18 protein-coding genes are annotated in these 19100 nt (G+C 54.4%); 7 read left to right on the top strand and 11 right to left on the bottom strand.

Annotated elements, in window-relative coordinates:
- Nucleotides 1–26 precede the first annotated feature (26 nt).
- Both ldcA and RT644_RS15285 read left to right on the top strand, forming a co-directional pair.
- On the top strand, nt 27–938 hold the full coding sequence (gene ldcA, locus RT644_RS15290; protein ID WP_313627207.1) for a muramoyltetrapeptide carboxypeptidase: 912 nt from the start codon (nt 27–29) through the stop codon (nt 936–938).
- A 123-nt stretch (nt 939–1061) separates the two neighbouring features.
- Nucleotides 1062–2795 (top strand): potassium/proton antiporter, encoded by a 1734-nt coding sequence (locus RT644_RS15285; protein WP_016495640.1) that lies wholly within the window; start codon nt 1062–1064, stop codon nt 2793–2795.
- Nucleotides 2796–2810: 15 nt separating this feature from the next.
- Here the strand turns inward: RT644_RS15285 and dadX are convergent, their stop codons facing one another.
- Nucleotides 2811–3881 (bottom strand): catabolic alanine racemase DadX, encoded by a 1071-nt coding sequence (gene dadX, locus RT644_RS15280; RefSeq protein WP_313627206.1) that lies wholly within the window; start codon nt 3879–3881, stop codon nt 2811–2813.
- 18 nt (nt 3882–3899) lie between these two features.
- Entirely contained in the window at nt 3900–5240 is a 1341-nt protein-coding gene (locus RT644_RS15275; RefSeq protein ID WP_327062256.1) for a D-amino acid dehydrogenase, read from the bottom strand.
- Between the two features lie 277 nt (nt 5241–5517).
- Here RT644_RS15275 and RT644_RS15270 point away from each other — a divergent pair, with 277 nt between their 5' ends.
- Complete coding sequence (locus RT644_RS15270; protein WP_016495637.1) at nt 5518–7050, top strand: SpoVR family protein; 1533 nt, start codon at nt 5518–5520, stop codon at nt 7048–7050.
- Nucleotides 7051–7083: 33 nt separating this feature from the next.
- Here the strand turns inward: RT644_RS15270 and fadR are convergent, their stop codons facing one another.
- Nucleotides 7084–7803 (bottom strand): fatty acid metabolism transcriptional regulator FadR, encoded by a 720-nt coding sequence (gene fadR, locus RT644_RS15265; protein ID WP_313627205.1) that lies wholly within the window; start codon nt 7801–7803, stop codon nt 7084–7086.
- A 332-nt stretch (nt 7804–8135) separates the two neighbouring features.
- Here fadR and dsbB point away from each other — a divergent pair, with 332 nt between their 5' ends.
- Nucleotides 8136–8666 carry a disulfide bond formation protein DsbB gene (gene dsbB, locus RT644_RS15260; RefSeq protein ID WP_016495635.1) on the top strand — a complete coding sequence of 177 codons (531 nt, stop codon included), beginning with the start codon at nt 8136–8138 and terminating at the stop codon, nt 8664–8666.
- Nucleotides 8667–9033: 367 nt separating this feature from the next.
- On the opposite strand, the gene RT644_RS15255 is transcribed toward dsbB, so the two are convergent.
- The 3 genes from RT644_RS15255 to RT644_RS15245 all read right to left on the bottom strand — a co-directional run bounded on the left by RT644_RS15255 (nt 9034) and on the right by RT644_RS15245 (nt 10654).
- On the bottom strand, nt 9034–9480 hold the full coding sequence (locus RT644_RS15255; protein WP_020454068.1) for a YcgN family cysteine cluster protein: 447 nt from the start codon (nt 9478–9480) through the stop codon (nt 9034–9036).
- Nucleotides 9481–9572: 92 nt separating this feature from the next.
- Nucleotides 9573–10232, bottom strand: a complete 660-nt coding sequence (locus RT644_RS15250; protein ID WP_313627204.1) for a fumarylacetoacetate hydrolase family protein — start codon at nt 10230–10232, stop codon at nt 9573–9575.
- A 146-nt stretch (nt 10233–10378) separates the two neighbouring features.
- The gene (locus RT644_RS15245) at nt 10379–10654 is read right to left on the bottom strand and encodes a YcgL domain-containing protein (RefSeq protein ID WP_045509846.1); all 276 of its coding nucleotides are present in this window, start codon (nt 10652–10654) and stop codon (nt 10379–10381) included.
- A 122-nt stretch (nt 10655–10776) separates the two neighbouring features.
- On the opposite strand from RT644_RS15245, the gene minC reads away from it, so the two are divergent.
- Genes minC through minE form a run of 3 tightly spaced genes read left to right on the top strand, consistent with a single transcriptional unit; the run spans nt 10777 to nt 12574 of the window.
- Nucleotides 10777–11469, top strand: a complete 693-nt coding sequence (gene minC / locus RT644_RS15240) for a septum site-determining protein MinC (RefSeq protein ID WP_020454071.1) — start codon at nt 10777–10779, stop codon at nt 11467–11469.
- A gap of 22 nt (nt 11470–11491) precedes the next feature.
- Nucleotides 11492–12304, top strand: a complete 813-nt coding sequence (gene minD, locus RT644_RS15235) for a septum site-determining protein MinD (protein ID WP_017456991.1) — start codon at nt 11492–11494, stop codon at nt 12302–12304.
- 3 nt (nt 12305–12307) lie between these two features.
- Nucleotides 12308–12574 carry a cell division topological specificity factor MinE gene (gene minE, locus RT644_RS15230; RefSeq protein ID WP_017456990.1) on the top strand — a complete coding sequence of 89 codons (267 nt, stop codon included), beginning with the start codon at nt 12308–12310 and terminating at the stop codon, nt 12572–12574.
- Nucleotides 12575–12663: 89 nt separating this feature from the next.
- On the opposite strand, the gene rnd is transcribed toward minE, so the two are convergent.
- From rnd to RT644_RS15205, 5 genes are all read right to left on the bottom strand, one after another.
- Nucleotides 12664–13791, bottom strand: coding sequence for a ribonuclease D (gene rnd, locus RT644_RS15225; protein WP_114413865.1), 1128 nt, complete (start codon nt 13789–13791; stop codon nt 12664–12666).
- A gap of 69 nt (nt 13792–13860) precedes the next feature.
- Entirely contained in the window at nt 13861–15546 is a 1686-nt protein-coding gene (fadD, locus tag RT644_RS15220; RefSeq protein ID WP_313627203.1) for a long-chain-fatty-acid--CoA ligase FadD, read from the bottom strand.
- 206 nt (nt 15547–15752) lie between these two features.
- The gene (locus tag RT644_RS15215; protein ID WP_313627202.1) at nt 15753–16346 is read right to left on the bottom strand and encodes a Slp family lipoprotein; all 594 of its coding nucleotides are present in this window, start codon (nt 16344–16346) and stop codon (nt 15753–15755) included.
- A gap of 36 nt (nt 16347–16382) precedes the next feature.
- Nucleotides 16383–17078 carry a tRNA (adenosine(37)-N6)-threonylcarbamoyltransferase complex dimerization subunit type 1 TsaB gene (tsaB, locus tag RT644_RS15210; RefSeq protein ID WP_313627201.1) on the bottom strand — a complete coding sequence of 232 codons (696 nt, stop codon included), beginning with the start codon at nt 17076–17078 and terminating at the stop codon, nt 16383–16385.
- A 58-nt stretch (nt 17079–17136) separates the two neighbouring features.
- On the bottom strand, nt 17137–19047 hold the full coding sequence (locus RT644_RS15205; RefSeq protein WP_313627200.1) for an ATP-dependent DNA helicase: 1911 nt from the start codon (nt 19045–19047) through the stop codon (nt 17137–17139).
- Nucleotides 19048–19100 lie beyond the last annotated feature (53 nt).

The raw sequence follows: 19100 nt of genomic DNA, 5'->3' as shown, positions 1-19100 counted from the left end.
CCTATAGATGTCAGCAAGGAATTGCCATGTCCACCTTCCATCTGATTGCCCCTTCCGGCTATTGCATTAACCAGCACGCCGCAGCGCTTGGCGTCGAACGTCTCACTTCGCAAGGCCATCAGGTTAACAATCAGCACGTCATCACCCGCCGTCATGAGCGTTTCGCTGGACATGACGAAGAGCGCCTGGCGGATATCAACGCACTGGCGCAATTGCCGGGCGACAACATTATCGTGATGCCGGTGCGCGGGGGGTACGGCGTCAGCCGTCTGCTCGCGGATATTGACTGGCAGGCGCTGGTAGCGCGCCAGCAGCATCAACCGTTGCTGATCTGCGGCCATAGCGATTTCACCGCCATTCAACTTGGGTTGCTGGCATACGGCAAAGTCATCACGTTTAGCGGGCCAATGCTGGCGGGTAATTTCGGTGCCGAAACGCTGGATGCCTTTACGGCAGAGCACTTCTGGCGCGCCATCAGCAATGAAACCTTTACCATTGAGTGGGACGGTGAAGGCCCGCAATGTGACGTGGCAGGCACGGTGTGGGGTGGAAACCTGGCGATGTTAACCTCGCTGATTGGTACGCCCTGGCTGCCGTCCATACCCGGCGGCATTCTGGTGGTGGAAGACATTAATGAACATCCCTACCGCGTGGAACGCATGCTGTTGCAGTTGTTGCACTCAGGTATTCTGGCGCAGCAGCGGGCGCTGATCCTCGGCAGTTTCTCGCTGGCGCAACCCAACGATTACGATGCGGGCTACAATCTTAATAAGATGATCGACTATCTGCGCGCGCAATTGACGATCCCGGTGGTCAGCGGGCTGGCGTTTGGTCATGAACCGCAGACCGTCACACTGCCGCTCGGTGCGCATGCCCGGTTGCAACATGCTGAAAAGACGCAACTGACCTTAACGGGTCATCCCACGATCTTGAGGTAAAAAAAGCGCTTTATGCTCTTATTAAAGCCTTGTTTCTGCCGTTATTATATGACGCACTAATCAACCCGGCCGGTTACCGCCGCCCGGGATCCCCCACGGTGAGGATTAAGGAGAAGCACACCATTGGACGCTGAGGCGATAATCAGTCTGTTTATTCTGGGTTCAGTTCTTGTAACCTGCAGTATTTTATTAAGCTCTTTCTCCTCCCGCCTTGGTATTCCCATTCTGGTTATCTTTCTGGCAATCGGTATGTTGGCCGGTGTCGACGGTATCGGCGGTATTCCGTTCGATAACTACCCTTTTGCTTACATGGTCAGTAACCTCGCGCTGGCGATCATTTTACTCGATGGCGGCATGCGCACCCGCGCCAGCTCGTTTCGCGTCGCGCTTGGCCCCGCGCTTTCCCTGGCGACTATTGGTGTGCTGGTCACTTCCGGTTTAACCGGGATGATGGCCGCCTGGCTGTTCAAGCTCAACATTATGGAAGGCTTTTTGATCGGCGCGATTGTTGGCTCCACCGATGCCGCCGCGGTGTTCTCGCTGCTCGGCGGTAAAGGGCTGAACGAGCGTGTCGGTTCTACCCTTGAAATCGAATCCGGCAGCAACGATCCGATGGCGGTGTTTCTTACCATCACGCTGATTGAGATGATCCAGAAGCACACGGCAGACATCGACATCATGTTCCTCGTGCATATTGTGCGGGAGTTTGGCCTCGGTATTCTGCTCGGCGGCCTGGGCGGCTATCTGTTGCAGCAGATGATTAACCGCATCTCTCTGCCGCCGGGCCTTTATCCGCTGCTGGCACTGAGCGGCGGGATTCTGGTTTTCGCCTTAACCACAGCCCTGCACGGGAGCGGCATTCTGGCGGTCTATCTATGTGGTTTTGTGCTGGGCAACCGCCCTATCCGTAACCGTTACGGTATCCTGCAAAATTTTGATGGCCTGGCCTGGCTGGCACAAATCGCCATGTTCCTGGTGCTGGGTCTGTTAGTCACACCGTCTGATCTGTTGCCGATTGCGGTTTCCGCACTCATCCTCTCGGCGTGGATGATTTTTGTTGCTCGTCCTCTGTCCGTGTTTGCCAGCCTGTTACCGTTTCGCGGTTTTAACCTGCGCGAACGCATTTTTATCAGTTGGGTGGGGTTGCGCGGCGCGGTGCCGATTATTCTCGCCACCTTCCCGATGATGGCCGGGCTTGATCACGCGCGCCTGTTCTTTAATGTCGCCTTCTTCGTGGTGTTAATCTCGCTGCTTTTTCAGGGAACGTCGCTCTCGTGGGCGGCGAAAAAAGCCAAAGTTGTCGTGCCACCGGTTGGCTGGCCGGTCTCCCGCGTCGGTCTGGATATTCACCCGGACAATCCGTTTGAGCAGTTTGTTTATCAACTCAGTGCGGATAAATGGTGCGTGGGTGCTGCACTGCGTGATTTACACATGCCTGCGGATACGCGTATTGCGGCACTGTTTCGTGACAACAGCCTTCTGCACCCGACCGGCAGTACCCGGCTGCGTGAAGGCGATGTGTTATGCGTGATTGGCCGCGAAAGCGATCTCCCCGCGCTCGGGAAGCTGTTTAGCCAGTCTCCGCCGGTGGCGCTGGATCAGCGCTTCTTCGGTGATTTTATTCTTGAAGCTGATGCTAAATTTGCCGATGTGGCGCTGATTTACGGTCTGGAAGAGGGGCTGGAGTATCGTGAAAGCCAGCAAACGCTGGGCGATATTGTGCAGCAACTGCTGGGTGCCGCGCCGGTCGTGGGGGATCAGGTCGAGTTCGCCGGGATGATCTGGACAGTGGCGGAAAAAGCCGATAATGCGGTACTGAAGGTCGGCGTTCGCGTGGCGGAAGACGAGGCGGAATAACCGCCTCGCGTTAAGTTACACTGTCACAACAGGCACGCGCGGCGCCAGGGCGCACATCAATTCGTACCCTACTGTTCCGGCCGCCGCCGCCACTTCATCGATTTTTATCTCGTTACCCCATAGCTCAACCGGCGTACCAATCCCGGCCTGCGGGCACGGGGTTAAATCCACCGTCAGCATATCCATTGAGATCGCACCAACAATGCCGGTACGAATGCCATCCACCAGCACTGGCGTGCCGGAAGGCGCGATGCGCGGATAGCCGTCGGCATACCCACAGGCGACAACACCAATACGCTGTTCGCTCTGCGCGCGGTAACGACAACCGTAGCCCACCGTTTCACCGGCTTTCAGCGTCTGCACGGCCATGATCTCACTGCTCAGCGTCATTACCGGGCGGATCCCGCTGTTGGCGACATCCTGCCACGCGCCTGATGGCGAAGCGCCATACAGCACCACGCCGGGGCGCACCCAGTCATAGTGCGTTTCCGGATGCCACAACGTGGCGGCGGAGTTAGCCAGCGAGCGCGGCGCGTTAATGCCTTCCGCCGCCTGCTCAATGCGCGCCAGCGGCGCGGTGATACCGTCTGCCCGCTCCGCTTCAGCAAAATGGGACATCAGCGTAACGGTCGCCACGTTGGTTAAGGCATTGAGTTGCTGGTACACGGTGTGCACGCGTTCAGGCATAAAGCCGAGACGATTCATGCCGCTGTTGATCTTCAGATAAACGTCGAGCGGCGCCTGCAGACGCGCGTCCTGCAAGGCTTTGATCTGCCAGTTGCTGTGCAGGCTGGTCGTCAGGCGATATTTATCAAACAGCGGCAGTTCGTCGGCATGGAAAAACCCTTCCAGCATCAGAATCGGCCCTTTCCAGCCGCGTTCGCGTAGCAAAATGGCCTCTTCAAGATTGAGCATCGCGAAGCCATCTGTGCTGTTGAGCGCGCGCCAGATGCGATCCAGACCGTGACCATAAGCGTTCGCCTTCACAACCGACCAGACTTTTGCGGCAGGTGCCGCGCGGCGCACAACCTGTAAATTATTGCTCAGCGCCGTTAAATCAAGCGTGGCGAGAACCGGACGAGACATTCCTATTCCTTCTTCGAATCAGTTATGAGCACCGTGTAAATGGTGCGCGCGCACAGGGGTAAAGCCAGGCGAATAACGCGCCACGCTTAAATCATCAGCAGCAATCGCAGGAGTACTGCCGGACATCAGGTCGCTTAACAGCTGGCCGGAACCGCAAGCCATTGTCCAGCCAAGGGTGCCGTGCCCGGTGTTCAGCCACAGGTTTTTATACGGCGTGCGTCCGACCACGGGCGTACCGTCTGGCGTCATGGGGCGCAGGCCGGTCCAGAAAGTTGCTTGCTCGACAAATCCGCCACGCGGGAAGAGATCGCGCACCACCATCTCCAGCGTTTCTCGGCGTGGTTTCAGCAGTTCCGTATTAAAGCCAACGATTTCCGCCATGCCGCCGACGCGAATACGCTGATCAAAGCGGGTAATGGCAATTTTGTAGGTTTCATCCAGGATCGTTGAAACCGGTGCGCCGTCTTCTTCGGCAATCGGGATCGTTAATGAATAACCTTTCAGCGGGTATACCGGGATATCGACGATGTTTTTCAGTAAGCCGGTAGACCACGAGCCAAATGCCATCACGTACGCGTCGGCTTTGACCACCTCTTCTCCACATTTCACACCGTAGATGTTCTCGCCTTCATACAGCAGGCGATCCACCGGGGTGTTAAAACGAAACTCCACGCCCGCCTGCGCCGCCATCTGCGCCAGTTGCTGGGTGAAAAGCTGACAGTCGCCGGTTTCATCATTTGGCAGACGCAAACCACCGGTCAGTTTGTGTGCAACTTCCGCCAGCGCGGGTTCGACTTCCGCCAGCCGGGCAGACTCCAGCAGCTGATAAGGCACGCCGGCATCCTGTAATACGGCAATATCACGCGTGGCGTTTTCGTACTGCTCGGCGGTGCGAAACAGCTGCAATGTACCGCCTTGCCGCCCTTCATACTGAATACCGGTAGTTTCGCGCAGCAGTTTCAGGCAATCACGGCTGTATTCCGCCAGACGCACCATGCGGCCTTTATTTTCCATATAGTGGCGCGTGTCGCAGTTGCGCAGCATCTGCCACATCCATTTCAGTTGCGATGAGGTGCCGTCGAGGCTGATTGCGAGCGGCGCATGGCGCTGGAACATCCATTTAATGGCTTTTAACGGCACACCTGGCGCCGCCCAGGGCGCGGCGTAGCCTGGTGAGATCTGCCCGGCGTTACCGGCGCTGGTTTCCTGCGCGGGACCCGGCTGGCGATCAATCACCGTGACGTCATGCCCGGCCTGGCGTAAATACCAGGCGCTGGTGACACCCACCACGCCACTTCCTAACACAACAACTCGCATATCCCTCTCCTGTGAGTAAAGCACGATCATCTGATTACAAATTGATAACCCAGATGAAAATATTATTCAACATATGGCTTTTTTATGGTGAGCTTCCTCACAGCTTCGCCGTATGACAAGGGTTTCTGTTATTTAGCATCTCCTGCTGCGCGACTTTTCGCCGCAGCATAATATTTCGAAACACTAGCTATTTACGCCGTTGATATGATGAAAAATCGCGAAGAAAAATTTATGGCTTAGGTACAGATTTAATTGCGTGTTCTATGCTTGAAATGAGACGCTCCATACAGAGAGTGTCGTTAACAACGAGGGCGCGCTAATGGCTACGATTGACTCAATGAATAAGGATTCTATTCGTCTGAGCGATGGACCCGACTGGACTTTCGAACTGCTGGATGATTACCTGGCGGAGATTGACCGGGTGGCGAAACTTTATCGGCTGGATACCTATCCGCACCAAATCGAAGTGATCACCTCAGAGCAGATGATGGACGCTTACTCCAGCGTCGGCATGCCGATCAATTACCCTCACTGGTCGTTCGGGAAGAAATTTATCGAAACCGAGCGGCTTTATAAGCATGGGCAACAAGGGCTGGCCTACGAGATAGTCATCAACTCTAACCCTTGCATCGCTTATCTGATGGAAGAGAACACCATTACCATGCAGGCGCTGGTGATGGCGCACGCCTGCTATGGACACAACTCTTTCTTTAAAAACAATTACTTATTCAAAAGCTGGACCGATGCCAGCTCAATCGTCGACTACCTGATTTTCGCGCGTAAATACATCACCGATTGCGAAGAACGCTACGGTGTGGACGAAGTGGAAAAGTTACTCGACTCGTGCCACGCACTGATGAACTACGGCGTCGATCGCTACAAACGTCCGCAGAAAATCTCGTTGCAGGAGGAGAAGGCGCGGCAGAAAAGCCGTGAAGAGTATCTGCAAAGCCAGGTGAATATGCTGTGGCGCACGCTGCCCAAACGCGAAGAAGAAATAACCATCGCGCAGGCGCGTCGCTACCCGGCAGAGCCGCAGGAAAACTTGCTCTACTTTATGGAAAAAAACGCGCCGTTACTGGAGTCGTGGCAACGCGAGATCCTGCGTATCGTGCGTAAAGTGAGCCAGTATTTCTATCCGCAAAAACAGACGCAGGTGATGAACGAAGGATGGGCGACGTTCTGGCACTACACCATCCTTAACCACCTGTATGACGAAGGCAAAGTGACCGACCGCTTTATGCTGGAATTTTTGCACAGCCACACCAACGTGGTGTTCCAGCCGCCCTATAACAGCCCGTGGTACAGCGGCATTAACCCGTATGCGCTGGGCTTTGCGATGTTCCAGGATATTAAGCGTATTTGCCAGTCGCCAACGGATGAAGACCGTTACTGGTTCCCGGATATTGCCGGTTCGGACTGGCTGGAAACGCTGCATTTCGCGATGCGCGATTTCAAAGATGAGAGCTTTATCAGCCAGTTTATGTCGCCGAAGATCATGCGCGATTTCCGCTTCTTTACCGTGCTGGATGATGACCGTAACAATTATCTTGAGATTGCCGCTATCCATAATGAAGAGGGTTACCGGGAGATCCGCTCGAAACTCTCCTCGCAATACAATCTCAGCAACCTTGAGCCAAACATCCAGGTGTGGAATGTGGATCTGCGCGGCGACCGTTCACTGACGCTGCGCTATATTCCGCACAACCGTGCGCCGCTGGATAAGGGGCGCCGCGAAGTGCTGAAACATGTGCATCGTTTGTGGGGTTTTGATGTGTTGCTGGAACAGCAAAACGAAGATGGCAGTGTGGAGTTACTGGAGCGTTGTCCGCCCCGCGCCAACAGCCTGTAATGAAAAACCCCTCTGTTGAGGGGTTTTCTTTGCTTATCGGCTTTGTAAGGCTAAATCACCCGGCATCGTTTTCTGCATCCGATGCCAGATCTCACCACTATCATGACCATAGCGGCGCACAACTTCGTAGACTTTGTCATGCTGCGCCTGTTCGCACACTTGTGCCAGCTGGTGGTAGAAACCGAGCGCCAGGCTGCGGGCTTCCGGGCTTGAGAAATAGTGGCGACCAATTCGCGTATACAACCCTTTCATGCCGTTAAGGATCAAACCATAAATTGGGTTACCGGACGCAAAGGCCAGACCGCGGAAAATGTTGTAATCGAGTTCAGCGAAGGCATCAGCATGATCTTCAACTTCACGCGCGCTGGCCAGTACTTTCAGCGCGTCTTCCGGATGCTGACGAAACGCGGTGCGAATAAAAATCGTGGAAATGTTGGTACGCACTGAAAGCAGATTATCGATCAGTTGCGGAACACTCTCGTGATCCAGACGCGCCAGCGTTTCCAGAATATTCAGCCCGGAGGTTTCCCAGAAGTTGTTCACTTTCGTCGGCTTGCCGTGCTGAATTGTCAGCCAGCCATCACGGGCGAGGCGCTGTAAAACTTCACGCAATGTGGTACGAGTGACGCCAATCAGTTCAGAGAGTTCGCGTTCAGCCGGAAGAATCGACCCCGGAGGGAAGCGACTATTCCAGATACTTTCAATGATGTACTCTTCCGCGAAACCCGCCGGGCTCTGCGCCTTAATGACCATAGAGAGATTTCCATTACACAGCTAAGCAAAGGACACTCATCATACCAGACCGCACCCGGTGCAGGTAGCGTACCTCATGAAGAAAAAAGGGGATCGGGGATCCATTTTGGCGATTTAACAACACTTATCCGCAATAGTAACAGGGCTTTGATGCGCAATATTTACCCCGCAGCACGGAGGATATTTTGTTGCGTAAATGGCAGCACTTTGTTGCCAGGTTTGACTTTTCGCATGATAAACATTCGATTACGCATTATTTTCTTGCCCGCTAGTGGCCTGCGCAATGATTTCGTTTACACTGCTTTGTCTACGCATCTCCCAGGGAAATGATTATGTTGCGATATTTAAACGGGTGCTCACGCGGGCGCGGCGCCTGGCTTTTGATGGCGCTAACAGCGTTTGCGCTGGAAATGGTCGCATTGTGGTTCCAGCATGTCATGCTGCTTAAACCTTGCGTCCTGTGCATTTATGAACGCAGTGCGCTCTTTGGCGTAATGGGCGCGGGTATTGTCGGAGCCATTGCGCCGAAAACACCATTACGTTATGTCGCTCTGGCTATCTGGATCTACAGCGCGTGGCGCGGCATCCAGCTGGCCTGGGAACATACCATGATCCAGTTACATCCTTCGCCGTTTATGACCTGCGATTTTGCCGCTCGTTTTCCGGGCTGGCTGCCGCTGGATAAATGGCTGCCGCAGGTGTTTGTTGCTTCTGGTGACTGTGCCGAGCGCCAGTGGTCATTCCTGACGCTGGAAATGCCACAATGGTTGCTGGGCATTTTTGTCGCCTATCTGGTTGTGGCACTGCTGGTGCTGATTGCTCAGCCGTTCAAACCGAAAAAACGCGACCTGTTTGGTCGCTAACAGAACGCTCCTTCGGGAGCGTTTTTTTTGACTGATTCAGGATCAAGGCAACATCCGCAAAGATGAATACTGGCAGGGAAAAGGACGATTCGGGTGGCTGGAGTTATCGCACTTATTTACTTCGCTTCAGGTACGCTCTTTTTTACGCAGAAGATCAGGCTGTTCGCCATTGTCTCTTCTTTTATTCTCTATATTGCTCTGCATATCGCTGCTGCCAGTACGCTTCTTAGCGGGCTGTTGCTGGCCTCTTTGTTCGTCGCGTTCGTCATCTTACCGACCCTGAAGCGCCCGCGTGACAAGAACGCGGTTCTTCACTTTTCCTTGCCCTGCTGGCGGCTGACTGTCCCGGTTATGTATGACGTTTTCGTTAGTCAGCCCATTCCGGTTTATTTAGAATATGCTCCTGCCAGTCGCGGACTTCTGACTCTTTCACCGCAATGTGGCGCACCGAAATACGCTCGGCATGCATGGCGGCTTTCGAGCCTGTACGCAACGGGTGCCACAGCGGCAACGCCTTTCCTTCCGCCAGCAGGCGATAAGCGCAGCTTGGCGGCAACCATTCGAAAGTGGGGAGATTTTCACGGGTCAGCTTGATGCAGTCCGGCTCATACTCGAAGCGGCGTTCGTAGTTGCGGCACTGGCAGGTTTTTATGTTTAGCTGGCGACAGGCAACGTTGGTGAAATAGATTTCGTCAGTGTCTTCATCCATTAACTTATGCAGGCAGCACTGCCCGCAGCCATCGCACAGCGACTCCCACTCCGCGTCCGTCATTTGCTCAAGGGTTTTGCTTTGCCAGAAAGGAGTGTCGCTCATGATGAAATCCGCCGTTGAAATCCAGGGTGCACCTTATAACCAGTCTGGCATGCGGATGCAAGTTTTGCCGCCAGGAAAGGCGGCAAACTGCTTTAAAGGACGCGAGTCGTCAATGAAAGCCCGTCGAAACTCACTTCCAGCTCATCACCACTGTGCAATGGCCCCACCCCTTCTGGCGTGCCGGTCAGAATGACATCGCCGGCTTTTAAGGTAAAGAAGCGGCTCATATAGGCAATCAGCGGAATAATTTTATGGATCATATCCGCCGTGGTGCCTTGCTGGCGCACTTCGCCGTTGATTTTCAGCCCAAGCGTGGTGTTTTGCGGATCGCTCTGGAATTCCGCCGCCGGGATAAAACCTGAAATGGGGCAGGAATTATCAAACCCTTTCGCTTTTTCCCATGGTTGCCCGGCTTTTTTCATTTTGCCTTGCAGATCGCGCAGCGTCAGATCGAGCGCGACACCATAACCGGCAATCGCTTTTTTCACATGCTCTTCCGTCGCCTGACGCAGCGTTGCACCAATCAGCACCGCCAGCTCAACTTCATGGTGAACCGACCCAAAATCCTGCGGCAACGCCAGCGGCTGGCGAAGATCGCACAACGCCGTTTCGGGCTTAATAAACAGTACCGGCTCTTCCGGGGTAGCGCTCCCCATCTCTTGAATATGTTTCGCATAGTTGCTGCCAACGCAAACCACTTTACTCACCGGGAAATCCAGCAGAGCGCCCTGCCAGTTATGATGTTGATACATGGTGTACGACCTCCGGTAACACATTGAACATGAGCGAAAAATGACTATCCGCGCCACCCGGCGGTTTGTCAAATGCCAATATGTTACGGCGATACAATAGCCATAATTAAGAAACGGCGGAGCGATCCGCCGTTACTGCCGTAGGATTATTCTTTACCCTGAGCGGCGAGATGCTGCTTCAATAAATTTTCTTGCGGCGGAGGAAGTTGCAAATAATAGCCCTGCGAAATTAACGCCTCTTTTACTTTTTCTAAATCTGCACCGACTAATTTTTTACGGCCATCGAGCGGCAGAATCATTGCCAACTGAGGCTGACCGAAACTTTGCATTAATGCTTCCGGCACGCGGGAAAAATCGTCTCTTTTTTCGACGTACAGATAAGTCTGATCGCGTCGGGCACTTCGGTAGATCACACAAAACATACTTTTACTCGGAATTATCGGGAGGTTACTTGCCTGAAAATAATAGTGACTATAACATGCCTGATAGTCTTCGGAATATCACTCAAGATGCGGGTGATAATAGCAAAATGAGTAAGGTCAGGATGTCAAATACGCCCATCGAGCTAAAAGGCAGTAGTTTTACCTTATCAGTGGTTCACTTGCATGATGCAAAACCCGAGGTTATTCGTCAGGCGTTAGAAGACAAAATCGCTCAGGCTCCCGCTTTTTTGCTGCACGCTCCTATTGTTGTCAATGTTTCCGCGCTGGAAGGCGCTGTTAACTGGCCCGCGCTGTTGCAGGCTATTACCACGACAGATTTACATGTGGTTGGCATTAGCGGTTGCAAAGATCCAGAACTGAAGGCTGAAGTTGAACGCGCCGGTCTTCCGCTGCTGACGGAAGGAAAAGAGAAAGCAGCGCGTAACGAGCGCGCACCGGAACCGACGCCGGTTGCGGCGCCGATCACAAAAACACGCTTAATTGACGCGCCGGTGCGTTCCGGCCAGCGCATTTATGCGCCAAATTGTGATTTGATTGTGACCAGCCACGTCAGCGCGGGCGCAGAGCTTATCGCCGATGGCAACATTCATGTCTATGGCATGATGCGCGGCCGGGCGCTGGCAGGCGCCAGTGGCGATAAAGACGCCCAAATATTCTGTTCTCACCTCACGCCGGAGCTGGTCTCCATTGCGGGGGAATACTGGCTGAGCGATCAGATCCCGGCCGAATTTTATGGCAAAGCGGCGCGTTTGCAGTTGGCCAACGACGCTTTGACAATTCAACCCTTAAATTAAGCCCTTTTAACAAGGAACTCCTATGGCACGCATTATTGTTGTTACTTCGGGTAAAGGGGGCGTTGGCAAGACCACCTCCAGCGCGGCCATCGCTACTGGTTTAGCCCAGAAGGGCAAAAAGACCGTTGTTATCGACTTCGATATCGGCCTGCGTAACCTCGACCTGATTATGGGCTGTGAGCGCCGCGTGGTTTATGATTTCGTTAACGTTATTCAGGGCGATGCCACACTCAATCAAGCGTTAATCAAAGATAAACGCACTGAAAACCTCTACATTCTCCCGGCATCGCAAACGCGTGATAAAGACGCTCTGACTCGCGAAGGCGTCGATAAAGTGCTGGAAGACCTGAAGAAAATGGACTTCGATTTTATCGTCTGCGACTCCCCGGCAGGCATTGAGACAGGCGCATTGATGGCGCTCTACTTCGCTGATGAAGCGATTATTACCACCAACCCGGAAGTCTCTTCCGTGCGCGACTCTGACCGAATTCTCGGTATTCTGGCGTCGAAATCCCGCCGCGCGGAAAATGGCGAAGAGCCGATTAAAGAGCACCTGCTGCTCACCCGTTATAACCCGGGTCGCGTAAACCGTGGTGACATGCTCAGTATGGAAGATGTACTGGAAATCCTGCGTATCAAACTGATTGGCGTGATCCCGGAAGATCAGTCGGTGTTACGTGCGTCGAACCAGGGTGAGCCGGTTATTTTGGATACCAATGCTGACGCCGGCAAAGCTTATGCCGATGCCGTGGAACGTCTGCTGGGAGAAGATCGTCCTTTCCGCTTCATTGAAGAAGAGAAGAAAGGTTTCCTCAAACGCCTGTTCGGAGGATAAGTTATGGCATTACTCGACTTTTTTCTCTCCAGAAAAAAGAACACCGCTAGCATTGCGAAAGAGCGTCTGCAGATAATTGTTGCTGAACGCCGCCGCAGCGATGCTGAACCGCATTATTTACCGCAGTTGAAGCGGGACATTCTGGAAGTGATCTGCAAATACGTGCAAATCGATCCGGAAATGGTGTCGGTGCAACTGGAGCAAAAAGGGGATGATATTTCCATTCTGGAACTGAACGTCACCCTACCGGAAACCGAAGAGACAAAATAGATTTCCCAGGTACCGGGATAAAAAAAGGCAGAATATTTTCTGCCTTTTTTATTTTATTTCCGCAAATAGGCTGTATTTATTTACAGTATTTAACGCGGGTATTCCGCAAGTAATATTTTCAGCTGATCGGCCATCAATTCCCCACGCCAGCCGCTAATTAATTCCGGCAACGAATTTTGCGGTTTCAATTTCCAGTGCCAGTTGAGTAATTGATTAATCTGCCGGCGTGATGCCAGCAGCTCAGCGCTAATACCCTGACTCTCGCTGATGGTCTGCACCAGCGCTTTGATAGCTTTGAACGCTTTACGATAACCCGGCATATCCATCAGATTAAGCAGCGGCTCTGGCAGCGCCTCTTCCGGCAATGCCTGCGCCTGCGCAACCAGCGCCAGCAGCGTTTTGCCATGGAAGCGGATTTCGCTCCCGGAAAGACCAATACTGTCCAGTTCGCCCATACTGCCAGGCATATAACGCGCCACGGCCCACAGGTTCTCTTCACGCACCACAAAGTTGACGGCTAAATCGCGCTCACGCGCTTTGCGCAGCCGCCAGTCGGCAAGTAAGCGCAGACAGGCAAGCTGGCGCGTACGTAATTGCCATGCGTTGGTAATCTCGCGCCACGCCTCTTCCGGGGCTAACACTTCCTGGCGGCGTTGCATCATCAGGCGGCACTCATCCAGCGCGGCATCCAGTCTTCCCGCCTGATCGGTTTCCGCCAGCAATTTACCGGCGATAGGCAGCAGGTACCACACATCGGCGGCGGCGTAATCGCACTGGCGTTCGGTCAGCGGACGCGCCAGCCAGTCAGTACGGGATTCGCTCTTATCAATCACCAGCCCGGTAAACTCTTCCACCATCGCTGCAAAGCCCCACGACAGCGGGCGGCCGCAGAACGCGGCGAGGATCTGCGTGTCAATCATCGGCTGTGGCTGTACACCAAACGCATTGAGGAACACTTCCAGATCTTCACTTCCCGCATGCAAATATTTGGTCACGGCGGTGTTGATGAGCAAATCGCGAAACGGCGTCCAGTCGGTGATGGTCAGCGGATCAATCAGCGCCACATGTTCACCGTCATACAGCTGGATCAACCCCAGTTGCGGATAATAGGTGCGGGTGCGGACAAACTCGGTATCCAGGGCAATCGCTGGAAATGCGCGGGCGGCTTCACATACTGCTGCCAGCGCATCGTTCGTCGTTATCATCTGGTAATTCACGTCATTTTCTCTTTAGTTGCGCCCATAAAAAACGCCGGCTTAACCGGCGTTAGGGGACTCACGCATAGCTCAGGCTTTATTGTCCACTTTGCCACGCGCTTCGTCACGCAATTCTCGCCTTAAAATCTTACCGACATTCGATTTTGGCAGTTCATTGCGAAATTCAACCAGCTTCGGCACTTTATAGCCGGTCAGCTGACGGCGACAGAAAGCGATCAATGCCTCTTCGCTCAGCGAAGCGTCCTTTTTCACTACGAAAATCTTCACCGCTTCGCCGCTGCTTTCCGACGGTACGCCGACAGCCGCCACTTCCTGCACGCCGGCATGTTGCATCACCACATCCTCGATTTCATTCGGATAGACATTAAAACCGGAAACCAGAATCATATCTTTTTTGCGATCGACGATGCGCAGGAAGCCTTCGTCATCCATCACCGCAATATCGCCAGTGTGCAGCCAGCCGTCACGCAGGATCTCATCCGTGGCGTCCGGGCGCTGCCAGTATCCCAGCATGACCTGCGGCCCTTTCACGCACAACTCGCCCGGTTCGCCCGGTGAAACTTCATTGTTGTCGTCATCGACCAGTTTGGCTTCCGTTGAGGGAACCGGCAGGCCAATGCTGCCACTGTGGTAGTCAATATCATGCGGGTTCACACTGACCAGCGGCGCACATTCGGTCAGACCGTAACCTTCCAGCAGATACTGCCCGGTTAATTTCACCCACCGATCGGCAACCGCCTGCTGAACAGGCATCCCGCCACCGGCGGACAGGTGCAGCGAGGAGAAGTCCAGCTTGCGGAAATCGTCGTTATTCAGCAAGGCATTGAACAGCGTGTTCACGCCGGTCATGGCCGTAAACGGATATTTGCCAAGCTCCTTCACCAGCCCCGGAATATCGCGCGGGTTGGTGATCAATAAGTTTTGCCCGCCGAGCTCAATAAACAGCAGGCAGTTCATAGTCAGGGCGAAAATGTGGTACAGCGGCAGCGCAGTGACCACCAGCTCTTTCCCGCGATGCAGCAACGGCCCGTAAGTCGCGTTCACCTGTTCAAGGTTTGCCAGCATATTGCGGTGCGTCAGCATTGCCCCTTTTGCCACGCCGGTTGTGCCGCCAGTGTATTGCAGGAAGGCGAGATCGTCGGCGACCACTTCCGGTTTGATGTACTGCATGCGGTAACCGGTCTGCAGCGCCCGACGGAAGGAGATGGCGTCCGGCAGATGATACTTGGGCACCAGCCGTTTCACATATTTCACCACGAAGTTCACCAGCGTCCCTTTTGCCGGGGAAAGCTGGTCGCCCATGCGCGTCAAAATGACATGCCGCACCTGCGTTTTATCAACGATCTTTTCCAGCGTATGGGCGAAATTCGACACAATAACAATCGCGGCAGCCCCGCTGTCATTAAGCTGATGTTCCAGTTCACGCGGCGTATAAAGCGGGTTGACGTTCACCACGATCATCCCGGCGCGCAAGATACCAAACAGCGCGACCGGGTATTGCAACAGGTTCGGCATCATCAACGCGACGCGATCGCCTTTTTGCAGCCCCAGCCCCTGCTGTAAGTAAGCCGCAAACGCCCGGCTGCGCTCTTCAAGTTTACGGAACGTCATGACCTCGCCCATGTTGATAAACGCAGGCTGGTCGGCGTAACGCGCCGTGGAGTGTTCAAATAATTCAACCAGGGATTGATAACGGTCAGGATTGATCTCCGCCGGAACATCGGCGGGATACCGGTTTAGCCAAACCTTCTTCAATGCATCACCTCTAAAATGAGTATTCTTGGTCATCACAACCCCAGTTAATAAACAAGTCGTTAACATAATATTAACTCAGCGTACCAGTTTATTAATTAAGCGGATTGAAGGTTGCGAAGCGCGTCACTAATTATTTTTCTTATACAAAGCCCAATATAAAAAACAGCGGCTTAGCCGCTGTTTCGTTTTCCTGATAAAACAAGAAATTACTCTGTTACGACCGTCTCAACTCGTGCAGGTTCAGGGGGGAACCAGCCCCATCCACCGTACCCGCCGTGCCACGCACGCGGATGCGGCCCCGGCCCCCAGTACCACGGGTCGATTGGCTGCGGCGGTAACATCACCTGCTGGGTTAACCGCCAGCGTTTGTAACCATTTGCCTGCATCACCATAAATTTATACGGCGCGTTGCCAATTTTGCCGTCTGCCGTGCCGGTTATCGGGCCAACCACGGTGACCAGCTGATTGCGGAAATCGACCGGATCGAGAAAACCGTTCACATCAGCAAAAATTCGCCCAACGGATGGCTCGCCCAGAACCGGACGCGCGCCGCTGTCGAGCGGTACGGCAGCGATCTCAAGCCGGGTTTTCCCCTGCTGATTCTGAATATCCACCACTTTACCGCCGAAGCGGGCTTCCTGGCCGACATACAGCGACGGCGCACTCATCACGCGCACTAAATCATCCTGCGGCGTGGGACTGGTTCCTTTAATCGCGTCAGGCACAGAAACACAACCGCTTAATACCACAATTGCCAGCCCTGCCAGCAACCTGCGCACAACCTTTTTTTGACCCGCCATGATGCGACTCCTTACCCCAGTGGATACTACTGAGATTCATTCCCGGCCAGGAAGTTTCTTCCATGCCACTTCGTTACGCAAATAAACCGGCTCGGCATGCTCGACGGCGACGGTTTTCTGCGCAGCCAACAGTTGACGAGCGATGGGCAGCATATCTTCCGCGGCGGGCAATAAGATCTCACCATCACGCAGGGTTGCCGTACTGTTGTTGCCCATCTCAGGCCATGCGGGCCAGCCAGTACCGACCATCGCCCACTCGCCATCCAGCAGCTGCAAACGTTCAGTGACGGCTTGCGGTTTTAATACCGCTTCCGTCTCTTCGCCGTGCCAGACGCCATTTTCATCGCGCTGATATTCTGCCCAATAGACTTCGCCCATGCGTGCGTCAATCGCCGCCAGCACGCGGGACGCGCCCGTTTTGCGCCACGCGCCCTGCGCCATCGTCGCCAGCGTTGAAACGCCAATCATCGGCAGGTCAGCGCCGAGCGCCAGCCCCTGCGCAATGCCAATGCCGATGCGCACGCCGGTAAAACTTCCCGGACCACGACCAAACGCCAGTGCGTCCAGTTGCGTCAGGTTAAGTTCAGCGTCGCCAAGCACATCCCTGACCAGTGGCAGGATGCGTTGCGTGTGTTCGCGTGGGCAAAGTTCGAAGTGAGCGAAGGTGGTTCCATCGTTCCATAAGGCGACAGAACAAGCCTCTGTGGCAGTATCAATAGCCAGAATGCGCATGGGTATAGCGGTCCATGAAAAACAAAATGGCGCGCATCTTACCACAGTCCACAGAAAATTACTGCGCCGGGGGAGAGGCGAGGAATTCAACCGCTCGGCGAATATCACGGGTTCGCGGTGCAGGCAGCAGGCTGGCGAGAAACACCGCGCCATAGGGGCGCATCACCAGACGGTTATCGCAAATGACCAGCACGCCGCGATCGTCAATATCACGTATCAGGCGCCCGACGCCTTGTTTCAGGGTAATAACCGCGTCCGGCAGCTGAACTTCATCAAACGGATCGCCTCCACGCAGACGGCAATCTTCCATCCGCGCTTTTAACAACGGATCTTCCGGAGACGTAAACGGCAGCTTATCAATAATGACCAGCGATAACGTGTCACCACGCACGTCCACCCCTTCCCAGAAACTGCTGGTTGCCACCAGTAACGCGTTACCGGCATTCACAAATTGCTGCAACAGTTGCCCTTTGCTGGTTTCTCCCTGCAGCAAGACGGGCAGGCTCATGGTGGCGCGAAATTGCTCGGCGAGGTCACGCATCATGGCGTGCGAGGTGCACAGCATAAAGCAGCGGCCATTGTTGGCTTCGATCATCGGTCTGAGCATCGCCGCCAGCTGGCGCGCAGCGCCTGGCTGATTGGTCTGCGGAAGATTGCGCGGTACGCACAGCAATGCCTGGCGCTCATAATCAAAGGGGCTTGGCAGCAACAGCGATTGCGCCCCTTCAATGCCAAGTCGCGCGGTAAAGTGGTGCAGATCGTCATTCACGGAAAGCGTTGCAGAGGTGAAAATCCAGCTGCCCTTTTTCTGCGCCATTACCTCGGTAAACTTATCCGCTACGGTCAGCGGCGTTAACGCCAGCGTGAAGTTACGTGAAGTACATTCATACCAGTAGCTGTAACCTGGCTGGTTGATCTCTTTGAGCCGTTTCAGCCTGGCACGATATGTCGTCGCGCGTTCGAACGCGGCATCCAGCAGTGCGGAGCGGCCCAGCGACAGCTTCGCCACGTCGTAACAGAGTTCCAGCGCATCATCGAGCAGCAACAGCGCACGTTGAATATGCGCATCTGCCAGTAGCTCGCGCAGGTTACCGCGATAACCCGGCTCACCTAACTGCAAGCGAAAATCCTGCGTGCTCTGCGCCAGACGATCGGCGCACTTCTGTAACTGCGCGGTATCTTTCAGTTCGGTGCGGTAGGCAATGGTGAAATCTTTAGCGAGATCAAGAAGCTGGCGGCTGGAGAGTGACTGACCAAAATACTGGCTGGCGATATCAGGAAGCTGGTGCGCTTCGTCAAAGATCATCACTTCGGCTTCCGGGATCAGCTCCCCGAAGCCGCTCTCTTTCACCACCATATCGGCAAGAAACAGGTGATGGTTGACCACCACCACGTCTGCATCCATCGCTTTTTTGCGCGCTTTGACCACGAAACAGTCTTTATACATCGGGCAATCGCTACCCAGACAGTTATCGTTGGTACTGGTCACCAGCGGCCACGCCTGCGAATCCTCCGCCACACTGACGCAGGTACTGATGTCACCATCGGTGGTTTGATTCGACCAGGAGCGCAGCAAAATCACATCGCTTAACGTTTGTACCGGCAGATCGCCACCGGCCAGCGCTTGCTGCTCCAGACGTTCAATACAGAGGTAGTTGGAGCGCCCTTTCAGCAGCGCGGTACGCCCGGTGAACTCAAGCGCCTTGGCGACGGTAGGTAAATCGCGGCTGTAAAGCTGATCCTGCAAGGCTTTCGAACCGGTGGAGATGATCACTTTTTTCCCGGCGCGCAGCGCAGGCGCGAGGTAGGCGTAGGTTTTACCGGTACCGGTGCCCGCTTCCACCACCAGCGGCTGCGTATTCTCAATCGCCTGTGTGACGGCTTGCGCCATCTGGCGCTGCGGTTCACGCGGTTTGAATCCCGCAATGGCTTTGGCTAACTGGCCGTCTGTTGCAAAATCGTCCGTCACACTACCCCCTGGTTAAATCGCCAGTGATTATGTCAGGGTGAGCGGATTTACGC

The sequence above is a fragment of the Kosakonia sp. genome, assembly GCF_032104925.1.
Lineage (GTDB): Bacteria > Pseudomonadota > Gammaproteobacteria > Enterobacterales > Enterobacteriaceae > Kosakonia.
This window is presented reverse-complemented; position numbering and strand designations above follow the sequence as displayed.

What these genes read in the sequence shown, in the direction of transcription:
- ldcA (WP_313627207.1), top strand. Translation starts at nt 27, where the DNA reads ATGTCCACCTTCCATCTGATTGCCCCTTCCGGCTATTGCATTAACCAG.
- dadX (WP_313627206.1), bottom strand. Translation starts at nt 3,881, where the DNA reads ATGTCTCGTCCGGTTCTCGCCACGCTTGATTTAACGGCGCTGAGCAAT.
- RT644_RS15270 (WP_016495637.1), top strand. Translation starts at nt 5,518, where the DNA reads ATGGCTACGATTGACTCAATGAATAAGGATTCTATTCGTCTGAGCGAT.
- fadR (WP_313627205.1), bottom strand. Translation starts at nt 7,803, where the DNA reads ATGGTCATTAAGGCGCAGAGCCCGGCGGGTTTCGCGGAAGAGTACATC.
- dsbB (WP_016495635.1), top strand. Translation starts at nt 8,136, where the DNA reads ATGTTGCGATATTTAAACGGGTGCTCACGCGGGCGCGGCGCCTGGCTT.
- RT644_RS15255 (WP_020454068.1), bottom strand. Translation starts at nt 9,480, where the DNA reads ATGAGCGACACTCCTTTCTGGCAAAGCAAAACCCTTGAGCAAATGACG.
- RT644_RS15250 (WP_313627204.1), bottom strand. Translation starts at nt 10,232, where the DNA reads ATGTATCAACATCATAACTGGCAGGGCGCTCTGCTGGATTTCCCGGTG.
- RT644_RS15245 (WP_045509846.1), bottom strand. Translation starts at nt 10,654, where the DNA reads ATGTTTTGTGTGATCTACCGAAGTGCCCGACGCGATCAGACTTATCTG.
- minC (WP_020454071.1), top strand. Translation starts at nt 10,777, where the DNA reads ATGTCAAATACGCCCATCGAGCTAAAAGGCAGTAGTTTTACCTTATCA.
- minD (WP_017456991.1), top strand. Translation starts at nt 11,492, where the DNA reads ATGGCACGCATTATTGTTGTTACTTCGGGTAAAGGGGGCGTTGGCAAG.
- minE (WP_017456990.1), top strand. Translation starts at nt 12,308, where the DNA reads ATGGCATTACTCGACTTTTTTCTCTCCAGAAAAAAGAACACCGCTAGC.
- RT644_RS15215 (WP_313627202.1), bottom strand. Translation starts at nt 16,346, where the DNA reads ATGGCGGGTCAAAAAAAGGTTGTGCGCAGGTTGCTGGCAGGGCTGGCA.
- tsaB (WP_313627201.1), bottom strand. Translation starts at nt 17,078, where the DNA reads ATGCGCATTCTGGCTATTGATACTGCCACAGAGGCTTGTTCTGTCGCC.